This is a genomic window from Asticcacaulis sp. AC460, from assembly GCF_000495795.1.
GTDB lineage: Bacteria > Pseudomonadota > Alphaproteobacteria > Caulobacterales > Caulobacteraceae > Asticcacaulis.
On record NZ_AWGD01000039.1, the window covers coordinates 37,520 to 53,656 of the forward strand.

The following is a 16,137-nucleotide window of genomic DNA, read 5'->3' on the forward strand; positions in this document are numbered from 1 at the left end:
TATGGACTCAAGTGGTTGGGTTAAGGGTTCATTGACGAAGTTTCTGGAATAAGAGCAATGGCGGGCGCAGGCGCGACCCCGCGGAGACCCATATGAGCGTGACAAAATGAGCACACCGGCAGAAAAACCTGAATCGGAAACTTCGTCCGACGGCCCGTTGCTCGACCTGACCGATTCCGCGGTCAAGAAGTTCATCAAGGCGGCCAAGGCGCGCGGCTACGTCACCATGGACGAGCTGAACAAGGTCCTTCCGTCTGAGGAATTTACCTCCGAGCAGATCGAAGACACCCTGGCCATGCTCACCGAGATGGGCGTGAATGTCATCGAGTCCGAAGAAGAGGCCGGCGAGACGACCGAAGTCGCCGTGCGCGAAGAGTCGGGCAGCCTGGTCGAAACGGCCAAGACGTCGGCCTATGACCGTACCGATGACCCGGTGCGGATGTATCTGCGCGAAATGGGCTCGGTCGAGCTGTTGTCGCGCGAGGGCGAAATCGCCATCGCCAAGCGCATTGAAGCTGGCCGTGACACCATGATCCGCGGCCTGTGCGAATCCGCCCTGACCTTCGAAGCCATCATGGTATGGCGCGAGGAACTGGGGTCAGGCCGCATCCTGCTGCGTGAAATCATCGACCTGGAAGGCACCTATGGTGGTGGTCCGTCGGAAGGTCCGCCTCCAGGCGCCCTGGGTGAAGACGGCGAAGAGGAAGAGGTCGACGCCGGTGTGATCGCCATGCGCGCTCCGGCGCCTGTGGTCGTGAAGGCCCCCGAGCCGCCGAAGCCGCCTGAGCCGAAGCCTGAGGTCAAGGCCGTGGTTGAAGCCAAGCCGGTCGAGGCCAAGAAGAAGTCCGGCGACGACGACGATGATGACGACTACGTCCCGATGGACGAGCAGGAAAAGAAGCCTGAGCCGGAAGAAGAGGAAGAAGACGACTTCGACGACGGCGCCGGTCCTTCGGTTTCGGCCATGGAATCGGAGCTGCGCGACGGCGTGATGGCGACTTTGGATGCCATTGCCGGCGAGTTCGAGACCTATCGCCGGACGCAGGAAAAGATGCTGAGCGCCAAGCTCGAGGGCCTGCCTCTCGATCCGGCGGATCGTGCGGCCTATGATGAGGTCACGGCGACGATCACCCGTCACCTGAAGACCTTGAAGCTGAACAACCAGCGGATCGAAGCCCTGGTCGAGCAGCTGTACGGCATCAACAAGCGTCTGATGCAACTGGAAGGCCGTTTGCTGCGTCTGGCGGATTCCTATGGCATTTCGCGGACGGAATTCCTGGGCGCCTATTACTCGCGTGAACTGGACCCGCAATGGGAATCCAAGGTGCGCGACATGGGCGTGCGCTGGCAGAAGTTCGTCGATAACGAAGGCGGCGCGATTTCGCGCATCCGTACCGACATTATCACCCTGGCGACCGATATGGGCGTGGCGGTCGATGATTATCGCCGCATTGTCCAGACGGTGCAGAAGGGCGAGCGCGAGGCGCGTCAGGCCAAGACCGAAATGGTCGAGGCGAACCTGCGCCTGGTGATTTCGATTGCCAAGAAGTACACCAACCGCGGTCTGCAGTTCCTGGATCTGATCCAAGAGGGCAATATCGGCCTGATGAAGGCCGTGGACAAGTTCGAATACCGCCGCGGTTACAAGTTCTCGACCTATGCGACGTGGTGGATTCGTCAGGCGATCACGCGTTCGATCGCCGACCAGGCGCGGACCATCCGTATCCCGGTCCACATGATCGAAACGATCAACAAGATCGTGCGGACGTCGCGTCAGATGCTGCATGAAATCGGCCGCGAGCCGACTCCGGAAGAACTGGCCGAGAAGCTGGCCATGCCGCTGGAGAAGGTGCGCAAGGTGCTGAAGATCGCCAAGGAGCCGATCTCGCTCGAGACCCCGATCGGGGACGAGGAGGATTCGCACCTGGGTGACTTCATCGAGGACAAGAATGCGGTGCTGCCGATCGATGCGGCGATCCAGTCGAACCTGCGCGAGACCACGACCCGCGTGCTGGCGTCTTTGACGCCGCGCGAGGAGCGGGTTCTGCGGATGCGGTTCGGCATCGGGATGAACACCGACCACACGCTGGAAGAAGTCGGTCAGCAGTTTTCGGTGACCCGGGAACGTATCCGTCAGATCGAGGCGAAGGCGCTGCGTAAGCTGAAGCATCCGTCACGGTCGCGGAAGCTGCGGAGCTTCCTGGACAGCTAATGGGGTCTGGGGCCTGCGGCCCCAGGTCTTCTCTTTCAATAGAAAAGCCCTGTCCCGCTTGGGACAGGGCTTTTCTATTGACATGAGGAACCTTGGCCGTGGGGGGGGGGCTATCGGCTGTAGACGTAAAGGTCTGACGAGGTTGCAAAAACGAAATGGCGACCTGTCGGTGAAAATCCGAAAGCTCGAAGTTCCGTTACGAAGTCGGCAAATTTCGTCAGCGAACGTTTGGCTCCCGGAGGGGCCCAAAGCATGGTTTGGCCCGGCGCGGAGAGAAACACTTCGTCTTCGGGAAACGAGAGTGGATGGCGCTCCAGCCCCCATCCATCCGTTGTATGGGTAACTAATCCACCTCCAGACAGCCCGGCCACGCGGATTAGCTTGCCTTCCAGCGGTCCGATACCTTCGACAAGCAGGTTTCCAAGGTCGAATTGGAAATCGTTGTCATCATCACGCGCCACCAGGATGCCTTGAGAGCAATCCACCACGCCTCTGCCAGAATGGGAAGCAATGAGGAGCAAATCTGAGGTGTCGGAAAAACCAACCTCAGTCAGTCCTCCAACGGCCCGGCGATGTGCCAATCTCCAAGGTTCAGGTGGGTTTGACACCGGCAGTGAGTCCAGGAAGGCGAACTCATCGATCAGATGATTAGGTATCACGCCCCGCATTTTATCCTCCCCGCTATCGACCCAGCTATACTACATTCAGCCAAGTTTCAGCATTTTTCATCCAAGCCCCTTGCATCCCATTCCTAACTGTATATACTGTGTATATGAAATACGGCTTCGTGTTCTCGCAGACGGACAGCAGCCCCATGTATCAGCAGATCATGGAGCAGATAAAACAGCGGATTGCCGTGGGGGACTGGCCGCCCAACACGCCGCTGCCGTCGATCCGCGAGCTGGCGATCGAGATCAAGGTCAGCGTCATCACGGTGAAGCGGGCCTATCTGGAGCTGGAACGCGAAGGCGCCATCATCACGCAGCAGGGCAAGGGCAGTCGGGTCAATGACACGATCGACCTGAAAGTCCTGCAAAAGGCAGAATTCCTTCAGCACCTGGAACAGGCCGGGCGGCTGGCCAAGTCTCTGGATATTCCCGGGGACGAGGTCTGGCTGATGCTGAAGCGGTATATGGAATAGGGGATCACATGGACTTGCCGCTGGCCGTACAGTGCGAGGGCATCACCAAGCGCTACAAGCACTTCACCTTGCAGAACGTCGATCTGTCGTTCGAGCAGGGCACCGTCATGGGGCTGGTCGGGCCCAATGGCGCCGGAAAATCGACCATCATGCGCATGGTCATGGGGCTGATCGGTCCCGACAGCGGCTCGGTGAAGGTGCTGGGCCATGCCATGCCGAAGGACCAGATCGCCGCGAAACGCCATATCGGCTTCGTTGCCGAAGATATGCGGCTGTATGAGGGCGAGACCATTGCCTTCCACATGGACTTCATCCGCTCGATCTTCGACACCTGGGACGGCGACTATGCCAAGGTGCTGCTGCGCCGGCTGGACCTCAACGAAAACCAGAAGGTCAAGGGGCTGTCGCACGGCCAGCGGGTCAAGGCGACCCTGCTGCTGGCCCTGGCGCGCCGGCCCGGCCTGCTGGTCTTTGACGAACCGACGACGGGCCTGGACCCGGTGGTGCGGCGCGAGGTGCTGGACGAGATGATGAACGCCCTGGCCGATGAAACGCGGTCGGTGCTGTTTTCGTCGCACAACACGCTCGATGTCGAGCAGATCTCCGACTACATCACCTTCATCTATGGCGGGCGGGTCGTCGAATCCCTGAACAAGGAAGAGTTTATTGACGGCTGGCGGCGTCTGCGCCTGGTCAATCCCAACAACGCGCCGTTGCCGGCCCTGGCCAATATCCGCGACGTCCAGCAAAGCGGCCAGATCGTGACCGTCACCGTTACCGGTTACGACGACAGTCTTCCTGCCGTGTTCAGCCAGGCCGGCATGACGGTGACGGCCGTCGAGCGCCTGACCCTGGAAGAGATTTTCCTCAGCATTGTGCTGTTCGCCAAGGCGAACGCGAAAATGGAACTTGCCGCATGAGTGCCTCCATCGTCCCGCAACTGGTGCTGAAGGATTTTCGCCTGCACCGCTCGATCATCCTGGTCTTTGCCCTGGTGGTTCTCCTTTCCGCCGGTCTGGTGAGTTTTCTCATTGGACGTATCCCTGACTGGGTGGCGCTGAACCTGGGCTTCATCCTGCTGCTGGGGCCCGCGGCGACCTGCGGAATCGTGCTGCTGATGAAGAGCAATGTTTTCGAGAAGGAAAAGTCGACCCAGGCCTTCATCATGAGCCTGCCGGTGACGGTTCGGGAATTCACCAAGGCGAAGCTGTTGCTGAACCTGCCGGTGTTCGGCCTGTTCTGGCTGGCGGTCAGCGCGGCGGGCTTCTATTTCGCCTTCGGACGCGGGCTGTTTCCGCTGGGCGCCGTCCCGTTCGTCACCATGGTCTTCCTGGGCGTTCTGCTGTCCTATACCTGCATCCTCAGCACCAGCCTGGTCAGCCAGTCCCTTGGCCTCACGGTGCTGTCGATCGCGCTGTTCGAAATGGTAACCTCGGCCTATCTGTGGACCATAGCCTATCTGGAGGGCACCCGGCGCTATATCTGGGGTTCGCAGATCGTGTGGACGCCGATGTTCCTGGCGATCGTGGCGGCGCAGATCCTGGCCGCGGCCGGCGTGATCGCGATAACCCTGCATCTTCAGAACCGGAAGCGGGATTTCATCTGATGAAGCGCCCCATCTGGCTGCTCAGGCTGATGATCGTCGTCGTCGCCGTTGTCTGTACGGCGGTCTTCGTGCCGTGGGACCTGGCCTATGCCTATTTCGCACCCCTGCCAAACACCGTCCAGGCGCAGGTCGAAGACGCGGCCCCCCACGGTCTCGATGGCGTCATCGTCTATGTCGATCAGGGCGGCAAACCGCCGGCCTTTTATGCGGCTGGGTGGAAGGACAGGGTGGTCAAGACTCCGGCCGATCCGCATGCCCTGTTCAAGATCGCCAGCATCAGCAAGCTGTATATCGCCGTTGCCGCCGCCAAGCTGGTCGAGGACAAGCGTCTGTCGCTGGACGACACCCTGGCGCATCTGTTGCCCGACGTGGCCGGACGGATCGAGAACGCCGACAAGATCACGCTGCGGATGATGCTACAGCACCGCAGCGGCATCCCCAATTTTACTGACGCACGGGCCTTCCGATGGGACAGGATGACCGATCCCGAGGCGGTGCTGAATCTGGTCCTCGATAAGCCGGCGGATTTCGAGCCCGGCAGCCGGCACAGCTATTCCAACACCAACTACCTGCTGGTCGGGCGGATTCTCGACAAGACGCTGGGATATGACCACCAGGCCTATATCAAGGCGGAAATCCTGACGCCGCTGGGGCTGACCCACACCTATGGGCGCCTGAGCGAGATCAATCCGGCCGACCTGGCCAGCGGCTATGTCTTCGGCCTGGACGGCGACATGAAGCCGCTCGACAACGTCATTGCCGGCGGCTCGATGGTGGCAACGGCCCAGGATGTCGGCATCTTCCTGCGGGCGCTGAACGACGGCTCGTTGCTGGATGACGGCGAACAGGCGGTCTATTCTTCGATCTATGAGTATGAGCACACCGGCCTGGTGCCCGGCTATCAGAGTATCGCCCGCTATCACAAGGATATCGATACCGTGGTTGTACAGTTCGTCAGCACCAGTGGTGGCAATGCCTGGACCAAGTCGGACATTGTCTACGACCGGATTGTCCGGATTTTGCGCAAGGGTTAGCGCACCTCGACCTTCAACCGGTTCCAGTCGGCGGTCGGGGCGTCTTCGTAGTGCTTGACCTGGTCGTAACGTTGCAGCACCAGCGGCGTCAGTTTTTGCGCTTCGGCCAGCGAGTTGAACTCGCAGGTTCCGGCTTCAGGGGCGGGGTCGAGCGGTGTTTCCTTGCGCTCCTTGCCATCGGCCAGTGGGGCGTAGTGTTCGACCGGGTGGCGGGCGACGTCGAGATCGCCGCAGTCGAGGCTTAAATATTCGAAGGCGTCGCTGCTGAGGCCGGGTTTCAGGCCGAGATCGCGCGGGTAACGGATGATCATATAGACGGCGCGGTCGGGCGTGCGGGTCAGGTTGAAACCCATCAGCCAGTAGCGGTGGGCCTCGGCATTGGTCTCGGCGACGATCGGCGTGAAGCTGTGCCAGGTGACGCCGGCGTTAAAGGGTTTCTCGGTATTGGAGGTCAGGTTGACGACCGTACCGGCGTCTTCACCGGCGCGGGGCCTGACGGTGATATGGCGGGTCTTGTCGTGGCCGTCGATACGGAAGGGCTCGGTCATGACGACTTCGGCGGCGCCTTCGAACGGGCCGTCGCCGTTGAGGTCAGGGCCGACCACGGACTGATCGTCGAAGACCTTGTTGCATCCGGCCAGGACCAGGCCGGCCATGAGTGCGAGAACTACGTATTTCATGATCGCCTCCTGAAGGAGAGTGTTGATCACAGGGGCGTGATCGTCAAATGACAAAGCCTGTAAGCGTCAGGGGATACGGACCCGTATCGGTGACCATGCGTAGGTCGAACCTTTCTCGTCTTCCGGCAGGCCGCGATTGGCGCGTGTCTCTTCTGCTGCCTTAGCCATCAAGACAGGCAGGTAGGTTTGAAGCTCTTCCAGACTTGCGAAGCCGCAACTGGGCGGGGCGTTGTCATCCGGTATGTCCGGTTCGATCGTCGGCACCGATACCGCTTCGGAAGGCGGTTCGGCCGTGGCCGCCTCTTCGACGGCCTTGGCTCCCGGACTAAAGCCCATCATTTCGCACGTTATCACGATCATGCCGGCATCAGAGGCGGAACCGGGGGCTGATTGCCAGTCTTGCGGAAAGCGGAAAACGGCGAAGGCTGAACGATCCCGACTACGGAAGACATTGATCCCAACCAGCCAATAATCGAATTGGCGCTCAAATCCGGGCGTGCCCGTTGGCACTGGTTGCCACGTTAATTGCGCATCGAAGGTCCGTACGACATCCAGAACATCCGTGTGGATAAGGGTCGTGTCGCCTTGCGGTGTGTGGAGGATCTCTATCCTGTCGGACTCGTTGCCGGTCTTCACGCCGGTCAATTCGATGCGTGGACTTTCACCGAAGGGGGACGGAGCCGAGGCCAGGTCCGGTCCCAAAGGCAGCATTTGGCAGCCCGTTACGGTCGCCAGGATCAGAGCCAGAACCAGGTAGTGCCGGATCGCGCGCATCTTCCCCTCCGCAGATGAGAAGAGGTTATGTCACGAATCCGTGATCGTCAAGTGATCCCTCTGTGATCGCTTTCCTCGTCTCGCACGCGGCGGAAACGACGTTAAGGGGTGTCCACAGATAAGCCAGAGAAGCCAGATGTTCGCGGCGGTCAGGATGGCCATGAACATCTGGCTTCTCTGGCTTATCTGTGGATTTCACCTTTTCGAACAGCGGGATAGCCATAGACTTGCGGAGTGCCGGCGCGACGTTTTACGCCCGCCCGCCGCAGGGGCCACGAAATCAGTGCACCGTGATGGTGACCGGCTTCCATTCGTAATTGTTTTCCTGGCGGCTGGCCGGGACCTTGGCGTTGATATCGGCCTCTTCCTGCGCCGCGGCAAGTACCTTGGGGCCGAAGGCATGGACCTCTTCGACCGTGTTGAAATCGCACCCGCTCATGATGTCACCCAGGGCGCTGGCCAGCATTTGCGACTGCTCGTCCTCACTGGCGTTTTCGTTGCCGCTGTACTTGGCTTCGATTTCCTCTTCGGACGGCATGCGCATGACGCAGGTCACCATCATGATCGAAGCCTGGGTCTCGCTGCCCGGCGTAAAGCTGGTGCCCTTGGGGTAGGTCAGGATGGCATAGACCGAACGGTCGGCCGACTGAAAGACATTGGCGGCAATCAGCCAGTTGACCTCGTCCTTGCCCTCGCCGATGGCGTGATAGGTCACGTCGCCTTCATAGGGTTTCTGACCCAGCATCGGATAGGTGAGGGTGATCCGGTCGCCCTCCGGCGTGTGGCGGATCTCGACGTCCATGCTTTCTTCTTCATTGACGATGTCGACCTGGGCGGCGCTGCCGAACGGAGTCGGCGCCTTGGCCAGGTCCGGCCCGACCGGAAACATGTTGCAGGCCGAAAGCGTCAGCATCGCCGCGCCCGCCGCCACTATCTGGAAAAAGCCCCTCATCCTATCCTCCCCTGGACATGTGGCGGCAATTTACGGTGCGGAACGGGGGGCGTCAATGCGCGCAATCGGCCACACCCCGGGCCGCGGCGCATGACATACAGCCTTTTCGCTTGCCGGGTGTTCGTTTGCCGCTAGAGTGGGTTAACGAATTATGGTGGGTGCGGATTTTGAGTTCGGGGGATGGCATGAAGGCCGGTCGTAAACTGCGTTTGATGGGTAGTCTGGTGGCCATGGCCATGGGGTTGGCCGTGTCTGCCGTTCAGGCCGCCGATGCACCGCAATCCAGCCCCGGCACGGCCATCGCCATCATGCAGGCTTCGGCCGCGCTGCAGAGCGAAGACTGCACCGCTGCGCGCGCACCGCTGAACCTGCTGTGGAACGACCCCTATCTCGACCAGGCCGATCCCGATCTGGCGGCCCAGATGCGCGCCTCCCTGATCGCCTGCACGGCCCAGACGGACGGCATGAAAGCAGCGATCGCCCTGTCGGCGATGAACATCAAGCGCCCGAATGCGACGATCGCGGCCTATGACCTGCATATCTTCCTGCAACTGATCGACAACCAGGTTATCGCCGCCAACACCACCCTTAACGACGCCCTGACGCGCTTCCCGGCAACGGCGACCGACATGACCGACATGACCGTGCTGGGCGTGCTGCTGCAACTGAGCTCGGTCGATGGTGAGGCCGGCTATGCCGTGCTGAACCGCCTGCAGGAGGCGCGCTGGCAGGCGCACAATCCGGCGATGCGGCCGCTGATCGGCTTTTTGCGTGTCGAGGGCCTGCGCAAGTCGCTCGCCGCCGGTGACGCCACCCATGTCGCCCTGTACCGCCAGGATATCGCCCAGGACAGCCTGATCTATGTGATGGTCGAGGGTGATGGCGAGCTGAGCGATCCCAATGTGCCGTCGATCGACGTCCGTCCGGTCATCCAGCGTGAGATCGAAGCCAATGCGACACGCGTCGCCGGCAACCCGGCCGAGTTGATGGTGCTGCGTTATCTCATCATGCTGGAACGCTCCAACAATCAGAGCGCCCTGGCCCTGACCCAACTGGACGGCATCCTCAGCCTGGTCGACCAGTACGGTCTGCAGAACTTCCAGAACATCGAATCCTATCCAGGCCTCCTGACCGACAAGGCGTCGTTGCTGGCCGACCTGGGGCGCTATGCCGAGGCCGACAAGGCGTTCAAGGACGGCGCCGCCAAGCTGACGCCGCAGTATTCGGTCGATCACAACCTGATCTATGTCAACTTCCTGGTCGATAACGGCCGCGAGAAGGACGCCCTGAATGTGGCGGCGACCCTGGTGCCCGAAGCCATGGAACAGGACGACCAGTATCAGCTGACCGCCACACGGGCCTGCGCCTATGCCTATTCTGGTGATGAGCCGGCCTATGCCCAGGCGGTCGAGGTCCTGGCGACCCAGCCGTTGTTGAAGGTCAAGCCGGCCCTGTGCGCGGGCGACAGTGAGGGCGCGGCTGCCGCGTTGATCGCCGCTATCAACGACCCGGGAAGCCGGCTGTCGGTGATCATGTTCCTGCAGAAGGGCTTGCCGCAATTGCCGTTTGGCGAGCGCGACAAGGGTTTCATCGCGGCCCAGGATGCACTGAAGGCGCGGCCGGATGTCATTGCCGCGGCGCAGGCCGCGAAGATCAATATCCGGACCTGGCCGCTGAGGTTTTAGTCCCGAAAAAGTCCTTCGCTATCAATCTATTGCTGGTTCAGGTCGCAGCGAACGGTATATACCTGCTTTTGAAGCTCTTCGACATAGTCCTGCGTGTCGTTGCACAGCATGGTTTCGACCCGCTTGCCATCCTTCGTAGCGAAGACCTCGAGGTGCAGGATCGGCTTGCCCTGCGAAATTTTATCCAGCTTGGCCCGGTCGACCGCCTTGGCCGTCAGGTGGACCGTCTGGCTGTCCCTCAGCACCAGGTCGTAGGTGTCGGTGCCGAGATGGATCGTGCCATCGTCCGGATCGGCCAGGGACATCGTGTCCTGGGTTACAATACCGAAATAGAAGGCGGTCAACGTGGCCTTTTCACCTTTTTCGTTCAGGCGCGCCACGGTTGCCGTGGGCAGCTTGACCTCGACCGTGGAGCGGAAGCTGGCGGGCTTCGTGTCCTCGGCGCCTTGCGGCGAACACTGGGCGAGCCCGAGGCTCAGCAGGGCGAACAGGGGGAGGGCAAGGCGGCGCATGGGCACTCTTTCAAACGAGATGCCGTCTTTAGCCGGGGAATGCGACAGTTTTGTAAAGGTCAGGTGGCGGGCTGGTCTTCCGCCGTCAGCTTGCAGTGAATAGCGGGCGGCGCCGATCTGGCCTCATCGACTGGGCCGCTGAACATAGAACAGGTGACGGGAATAGGGGTGTCTTTTGCTCGGGTCGACCAGGCATTGATGATCACCGTCGGCTTACCTTTTATCTCGACCAGCTTCCTGGGATCAGGGTCGATGTCGGGAATAACGACCATCTGATCGGACGGCGTTACGGTGATGAGATGATTACCAAGGCCTATTCGGCCATGCCAGCCTATCGGATGCAATGCTTCACCCGAGACCACTGCGAGAATCTGTATGCCTTTTCCGGCGGCGGCCAGTTTCGCCTTCGCCGCCGGGCTTACGGTCAGTTTGACCTTGAAGCCATAGTCGCCCAAATCCGCGCCCGTCCGTGGCGCGCAGGCCGTCATGCCAGCCAAAGCCGTCAAGAGCAGGAGCCCCCTCACACCAGGCCGCTGCCCATGATCTTCAAAGCCGGCGAGAAGGTCGGGCGCGCGTCAGGCAGTTTCACCGTCAGGCCGTCCATGCCCAGTTCGAACTTTAGCGGCTGGCCGTGGCCCAGAAGTTCGACGCGCTCGACCGTGCCCTTGCGTAGCGGCGAACCTTCGGCGAGGCTGATGAGGGTGACATAGCCGCTGGTCGGCCATTCCAGCGGCAGGGCGTAGAGAGTCCCTGCTTTGGTGGTGTAGCGGATGTCTTCGTGTGTAAACGGCTTGGCCTCGCCCTCGTTCATATGGCCTTCGACCACCTTGAACGGGCCTTCGCCATAGATGGCGTATGGCCGGGTGGCGAAGATGGCCTCGCCGTTGACGTCGAGCCAAGCCTTCATCTCGCCCAGGATGGCGACTTCCTTTTCGTCGATCTCGCCATTGCCGCGCACCGGGATCGACAGCAGCATGTTGCCGTTCTTCGACACGATGTCGGTCAGGCGCTGGATGACCGACTTGGCGCTCTTGTAGCCATTGCGTTCATACAGGCCGCGGTCGTAGTGCCAGTTACCGATGCAGGTGCAGGTCTGCCAGACATTGCCGCGCAGGCGGTCGGAATAGCCGCGTTCGATGTCCTCGGTGATCGCCTTGCGCTGGACGTCGTCCAGCTTCTTGCCGGTGGCGATGACGTCGGCCGTGCCGTGCCACTTGACCGCCTGGTTGTAGTAGTAGGCGGTGGCATCGAGGCCGTATTGCTCCAGCGGCAGGCCGGTATTGTCGAAATAGACCAGATCCGGCTTGTACTTGTCGATCATGTCGTTCTGGCGCAGCAGCCACTTTTTCGCATAGTAGGCGCCGTTGGGCGGAACCGTCTCCAGCCATTGGCCCGAGGTGCTGTTGATGTGGTCCTGCATGGCCTGGATCGAGTTTATACCGTCGGGCGGCGGCATGTCGCCAAAGCGGCCGGTGTACAGCTCCTGCGGGTCGTAGCCGTCCCACCACCTGCCCTTGCCGTCGGCCTTCGTCAGGCGGGCGGCGTCGTAGCGCAGGCCCTTGACCGGACCTTCGGCGTCGTAACCGTAGGCGGTTTGCCACCAGTGCCAGGCGTGGGCGGCGTGGTTGGACAGGCCGAACTTCAGGCCGTGCTTGCGCGCGGCAGCGGCGAAGTCGCCGCAGATGTCACGCTTGGGGCCGATATTGACCGCATTCCATGCTTGGTACTTGGAATCGTACAGGTCGAAATTGTCGTGGTGATTGGCCATGGCGACGAAGTATTTGGCGCCGACCGACTTATAGAGGGCCAGCAGGCTGTCCGGATCGAACTTCTCGGCCTTCCAGTCCTTGAGGAACTCCATGAAGCCGAACTGGGCCGGGTGGCCGTAGGTCTTGGTGTGATGTTCGTAGTAGAAGTTGCCCTGGATATACATCTGGCGGCCGTACCAGTCGCCGCATTCCGGGATACATTGCGGGCCCCAGTGGGCCCACAGGCCCAGCTTGGCGTCGCGGAACCAGTCCGGCGTCTGGTAGGCCGAGCCCAGCGATTCCCAGGTGGCCTTGTAGGGGGCCGGGGCTGCGTTAGCAGCGGTAGCGGAGACGGCGGCGACAGCCAAGGAAGCACTAGGTAGGGCGGCGGTCAACAGGTTACGGCGGGACAGTTTCACTCGCTGATCTCCATTTCAAACGGCCCGGCGGGCAGGTCGTCCTTGCTGTACAGGTTGACATAGGGGCTGTCGGCCCAGGCGTAGCGTACGCGCACGACGCCGATGCGGTTGGCGCCTTGCAGGATCACACGGTCACCATCGGGCGTGGCCGAGACGTAGGTGCAGCCGGTATCGGTGCAGGCTTCGAAGCCCAGGGCTGTGGCGCCGGAATAGGTGACCAGGCCGCCGCCGGTATTCTTGAAGGTGACGATCAGGTCGTCGACTGCGCGGGTGACGCCGACCGGTTCCGGCCCTGAAGGCGTGACGGTCTTGCCGTAGACCACGCTCTGGGCGACGCGGGCCAGGCGGTTGCCGACGACGGTTTTCTGCGTCGGGTGGATATCGAAGCGGTCGCCGACATCCAGGCTGACGGCCAGGCCGGCATGGGGATCGGCCTTGACCGCCAGGCGCTGGGACTCGCGCAGGCGGGCCCAGTTGGAAGTAACCGGCGCCGACGCCACCGGTCCGTAGTCGGCCAGTTGCACGATCAGGAAGGGCAGGGCGGGATTGTCGAACTTTTGCCGCCAGTCGGCCATCCAGGCCGTCATCAGGGTCTGGTATTCGACCGGCGAGTCGGCATTGGCCTCGCCCTGGTACCAGGCGACACCTTTCAGGGTATAGGGGGCGACCGGCGCGATCATGGCGTTATAGAGGACGGTCAGGCCGTTGGGTTCGGCCCAGGGCTCGCCCTCGACCTTTGCGCCGGGCCGGATCGGGCCGGAAATCTTGTAACGCCAGACATTGGGCAGGGCGACGGTGCTGCCATCGCCGAAACGGATCTTCTTATCCGTGGCCTTGCCATAAAGGCCGCCACCGCCGCCGGTATCAGTGACGCGCACGACAACGGTGTTGCGCCCAGCCTTCAGCGTGCCGGCCGGCAGGTCGTATTCGCGCGGCGCGTTCCAGCCATAGGTGGTGCCGGCCTTGACGCCGTTGACCCAGGTGATGTCGATATCGTCTATGGGCCCGAGGCTGAGGTGCGCTGTCTGCGCCGCCTGGGCCTTGGTGATATTGACGGTGGTACGGTACCAGACGATGCCGTCGAAGGTGGTCAGCTCCGGATCGGGTGAGCCCTCCCAGATGACGTCGGGGACGATGCTCTTCCAGTCATTGTCGCGGAACTTGGGCTCGATCCATTGCAGCTTGGTGGGGAGGTCGTCTTCGGTCGCCTTCCAGGCATCCTGGGTGGCGGCGGCCCACTGGGTCTGGGCGGCGGCGCGGTCGCTGGCATAGAGGTTGAGCGCGTCGAGGCCGGGGCGATAGCTGGCGACGGTGCGCAGGCCGTCCTGGCTCATCCAGGCCTGGATAAAGGTGCCGCCCCACGATGAATGGATCATGCCGACCGGGACATTCTCGGATTTCGAGATCGACTTGCTCATGAAGTAGCAGACGGCGGAGGCGTCGCCGACGGTTTGCGGGTTGACCACCTTCCACGGCGTCGGGTGGCTGAGTTCGGCCTGGGGCGCGACCGCCGTGGTGCGGTCGATAGTGATGAAACGCAGTTTGTCGTTGGTCGTGTTCAGTTCGCCACCGGCATTGGTGGTGTAGCGGACGGTGAATTCCATGTTCGACTGGCCGGAACACAGATAGACGTCACCGACCAGGATATCGTTCAGCGTGGTCGTTTCGATACCGTCCGAGACGGCCAGGGTGTAAGGGCCGCCGGCCCTGGTGGGCGGCAGTTGCGACGTCCATTTTCCGGCGGCGTTGGCGGTGGCGGTGGCCTTGCCGCCGTTGAACGTTACGGTGACGGCGGAACCGGGTGTCGCGGTCCCCCACACCTTGACCGTGGCGTCGCGCTGCAAGACGGCATGGTCGCCAAAGACACCCGCGAATCGCGGTGGTTCCGCGGCATGAGCGGCGAGTGGCAAAACTGTACAGGCAATAGTGGCCAGGACGGCGCGGTACGGGACGGTCATAGCGGGGCGCCTCAACTCTTTATCGTGGCGCCGATAACGGCAAACAATAGCCTATATTTCAAGCGCTTTTTGTATGATAACTGTGATGTGCGCGTTTCAAAGGTCAAACGGCTTTTATCAGCAAACGGAGTGTGACCGCTATCAAGCCATTTGCCAAGGCAGGGTTTGCGTCCTATACAGGTGTTGAACGACAAGGCGCGAAATCAAACGCGCCCGGATGAACGAGGGATGTAAACAGGTTGGCGCGCAGGGTCAGTCGCCGCGGCGGCAATATCGTCACCATTCACGATGTGGCCCGCCATGTCGGCGTGTCGCCCATGACGGTGTCGCGCGTCATCAATGGTGAAAAGAACGTCCGCGAAGAAACCCGCGCCAAGGTCCTGGCTTCGGTCGAGGCGCTGAACTATTCGCCCAACCTGGCGGCGCGGTCCCTGGCGACCCAGGATTCGGCGCGAATCGGTCTGCTATATTCCAACCCGTCCGTCGCCTTTTTGAGCGAATTCCTGCTCGGCATCCTGTCGGAAAGCTCGCAGAGCGGCGCCCAGCTTCTCATCGAGTCGTGCGAGGGCCCGGAAGGCGCCACGGCGGCGCTGGAAAAGATGAAGGCCAACGGATGTGACGGAGTGATCCTGTCACCGCCGCTCAGCGATTCATCGCGGGTGGCCAAGATCCTGCGCGACATGAACCTGCCCTTTGTCGGGGTGGCCATGGCGCGTCCGGACCCGCTGGTGTGCTGTGTCACCATCGACGACTTCAAGGCGGCGTTCTCGATGACCAAGCGGCTGATCGAGCTGGGCCACCAGAGGATCGGATTCATCAAGGGCCATCCCAACGCCTATGCCAGCCAGACGCGGTTCGAAGGCTTTGAATCGGCGATGAAAAAGGCCAACCTGGCGGTAGACCCGGCCATGGTCGCCCAGGGTTATTTTACCTATCGTTCCGGCTTTGACGCGGCTGAGCGCATGCTGAGCCTGAAGGATCGGCCGACCGCGCTTTTCTGCAGCAATGACGACATGGCCGCCGGCGCTGTCGCCACCGCCCACCGCCTGGGGCTGGAGGTGCCGGACCACGTCACGATCGTCGGGTTCGACGACACCGCCATGGCGTCTTCGGTGTGGCCGGAACTGACCACGGTGCGCCAGCCGATCGCCGACATGGCGGCGCTGAGTGTGCGCCTGATGAACGACCAGATTCGCGCCAAGCGGTTGGGGCGGCCCTTCGAACCGGTGCGCGAGATTCGCGATTTCGCATTGATCGAACGGCAGTCTTCGGCGCCCGTGCAGAGCTCCGGATAGTTGGAAGCGCTTTCTGATTTCAATTTTACAAAAACATCGCCAAATCCGAACTTTGACTTGACAAGGTGTGGATCGTGTCTGATATGTTAGCGCTAACAAAACGGTTCCGCCACGCCGCGTT

Annotated in this window: 15 protein-coding genes; 7 read left to right on the plus strand and 8 right to left on the minus strand. The window is 61.5% G+C overall.

Annotated features, from left to right (window positions below; translation table 11 throughout):
- Positions 1-106 precede the first annotated feature (106 nt).
- Positions 107-2,212, plus strand: a complete 2,106-nt coding sequence (rpoD, locus tag ABAC460_RS45295) for an RNA polymerase sigma factor RpoD (RefSeq protein ID WP_023455504.1) — start codon at positions 107-109, stop codon at positions 2,210-2,212.
- Positions 2,213-2,322: 110 nt separating this feature from the next.
- Here rpoD and ABAC460_RS50005 read toward each other — a convergent pair whose 3' ends face one another.
- Entirely contained in the window at positions 2,323-2,880 is a 558-nt protein-coding gene (locus ABAC460_RS50005) for a hypothetical protein (RefSeq protein WP_155914749.1), read from the minus strand.
- Positions 2,881-2,984: 104 nt separating this feature from the next.
- Between ABAC460_RS50005 and ABAC460_RS45300 the strand changes: the two genes are divergently transcribed.
- Genes ABAC460_RS45300 through ABAC460_RS45315 form a run of 4 tightly spaced genes read left to right on the plus strand, consistent with a single transcriptional unit; the run spans position 2,985 to position 5,993 of the window.
- Positions 2,985-3,353 carry a GntR family transcriptional regulator gene (locus ABAC460_RS45300; protein WP_031237454.1) on the plus strand — a complete coding sequence of 123 codons (369 nt, stop codon included), beginning with the start codon at positions 2,985-2,987 and terminating at the stop codon, positions 3,351-3,353.
- 8 nt (positions 3,354-3,361) lie between these two features.
- A complete protein-coding gene (locus tag ABAC460_RS45305; RefSeq protein WP_023455506.1) occupies positions 3,362-4,273 on the plus strand; it encodes an ABC transporter ATP-binding protein in 912 nt (303 codons plus the stop codon).
- Positions 4,270-4,959, plus strand: a complete 690-nt coding sequence (locus ABAC460_RS45310) for a hypothetical protein (protein WP_023455507.1) — start codon at positions 4,270-4,272, stop codon at positions 4,957-4,959. Before ABAC460_RS45305 ends, ABAC460_RS45310 begins: the two co-directional genes overlap by 4 nt.
- Positions 4,959-5,993, plus strand: a complete 1,035-nt coding sequence (locus tag ABAC460_RS45315; RefSeq protein WP_023455508.1) for a serine hydrolase domain-containing protein — start codon at positions 4,959-4,961, stop codon at positions 5,991-5,993. The genes ABAC460_RS45310 and ABAC460_RS45315 overlap by 1 nt, the downstream gene beginning before the upstream one ends.
- Here the strand turns inward: ABAC460_RS45315 and ABAC460_RS45320 are convergent.
- From ABAC460_RS45320 to ABAC460_RS45330, 3 genes are all read right to left on the minus strand, one after another.
- Entirely contained in the window at positions 5,990-6,673 is a 684-nt protein-coding gene (locus ABAC460_RS45320) for a hypothetical protein (protein ID WP_155914750.1), read from the minus strand. The genes ABAC460_RS45315 and ABAC460_RS45320 overlap by 4 nt on opposite strands.
- A gap of 66 nt (positions 6,674-6,739) precedes the next feature.
- Entirely contained in the window at positions 6,740-7,447 is a 708-nt protein-coding gene (locus ABAC460_RS45325; RefSeq protein WP_023455510.1) for a hypothetical protein, read from the minus strand.
- 280 nt (positions 7,448-7,727) lie between these two features.
- Positions 7,728-8,399, minus strand: coding sequence for a hypothetical protein (locus tag ABAC460_RS45330; RefSeq protein ID WP_023455511.1), 672 nt, complete (start codon positions 8,397-8,399; stop codon positions 7,728-7,730).
- A gap of 185 nt (positions 8,400-8,584) precedes the next feature.
- On the opposite strand from ABAC460_RS45330, the gene ABAC460_RS45335 reads away from it, so the two are divergent.
- Positions 8,585-10,084, plus strand: a complete 1,500-nt coding sequence (locus tag ABAC460_RS45335) for a hypothetical protein (RefSeq protein WP_023455512.1) — start codon at positions 8,585-8,587, stop codon at positions 10,082-10,084.
- A gap of 26 nt (positions 10,085-10,110) precedes the next feature.
- Here the strand turns inward: ABAC460_RS45335 and ABAC460_RS45340 are convergent, their stop codons facing one another.
- Genes ABAC460_RS45340 through ABAC460_RS45355 form a run of 4 tightly spaced genes read right to left on the minus strand, consistent with a single transcriptional unit; the run spans position 10,111 to position 14,721 of the window.
- Positions 10,111-10,596 (minus strand): hypothetical protein, encoded by a 486-nt coding sequence (locus ABAC460_RS45340; protein WP_023455513.1) that lies wholly within the window; start codon positions 10,594-10,596, stop codon positions 10,111-10,113.
- A gap of 59 nt (positions 10,597-10,655) precedes the next feature.
- Positions 10,656-11,102 (minus strand): hypothetical protein, encoded by a 447-nt coding sequence (locus ABAC460_RS45345; RefSeq protein WP_155914751.1) that lies wholly within the window; start codon positions 11,100-11,102, stop codon positions 10,656-10,658.
- A 14-nt stretch (positions 11,103-11,116) separates the two neighbouring features.
- Positions 11,117-12,763: an alpha-L-fucosidase gene (locus ABAC460_RS45350; RefSeq protein WP_023455515.1), complete on the minus strand. Its 1,647-nt coding sequence runs from the start codon at positions 12,761-12,763 to the stop codon at positions 11,117-11,119.
- The gene (locus tag ABAC460_RS45355; protein WP_023455516.1) at positions 12,760-14,721 is read right to left on the minus strand and encodes a sialate O-acetylesterase; all 1,962 of its coding nucleotides are present in this window, start codon (positions 14,719-14,721) and stop codon (positions 12,760-12,762) included. The genes ABAC460_RS45350 and ABAC460_RS45355 overlap by 4 nt, the downstream gene beginning before the upstream one ends.
- Before the next feature lie 239 nt (positions 14,722-14,960).
- Here ABAC460_RS45355 and ABAC460_RS45360 point away from each other — a divergent pair, with 239 nt between their 5' ends.
- Entirely contained in the window at positions 14,961-16,016 is a 1,056-nt protein-coding gene (locus ABAC460_RS45360; protein WP_023455517.1) for a LacI family DNA-binding transcriptional regulator, read from the plus strand.
- The last annotated feature ends 121 nt before the right edge of the window (positions 16,017-16,137 follow it).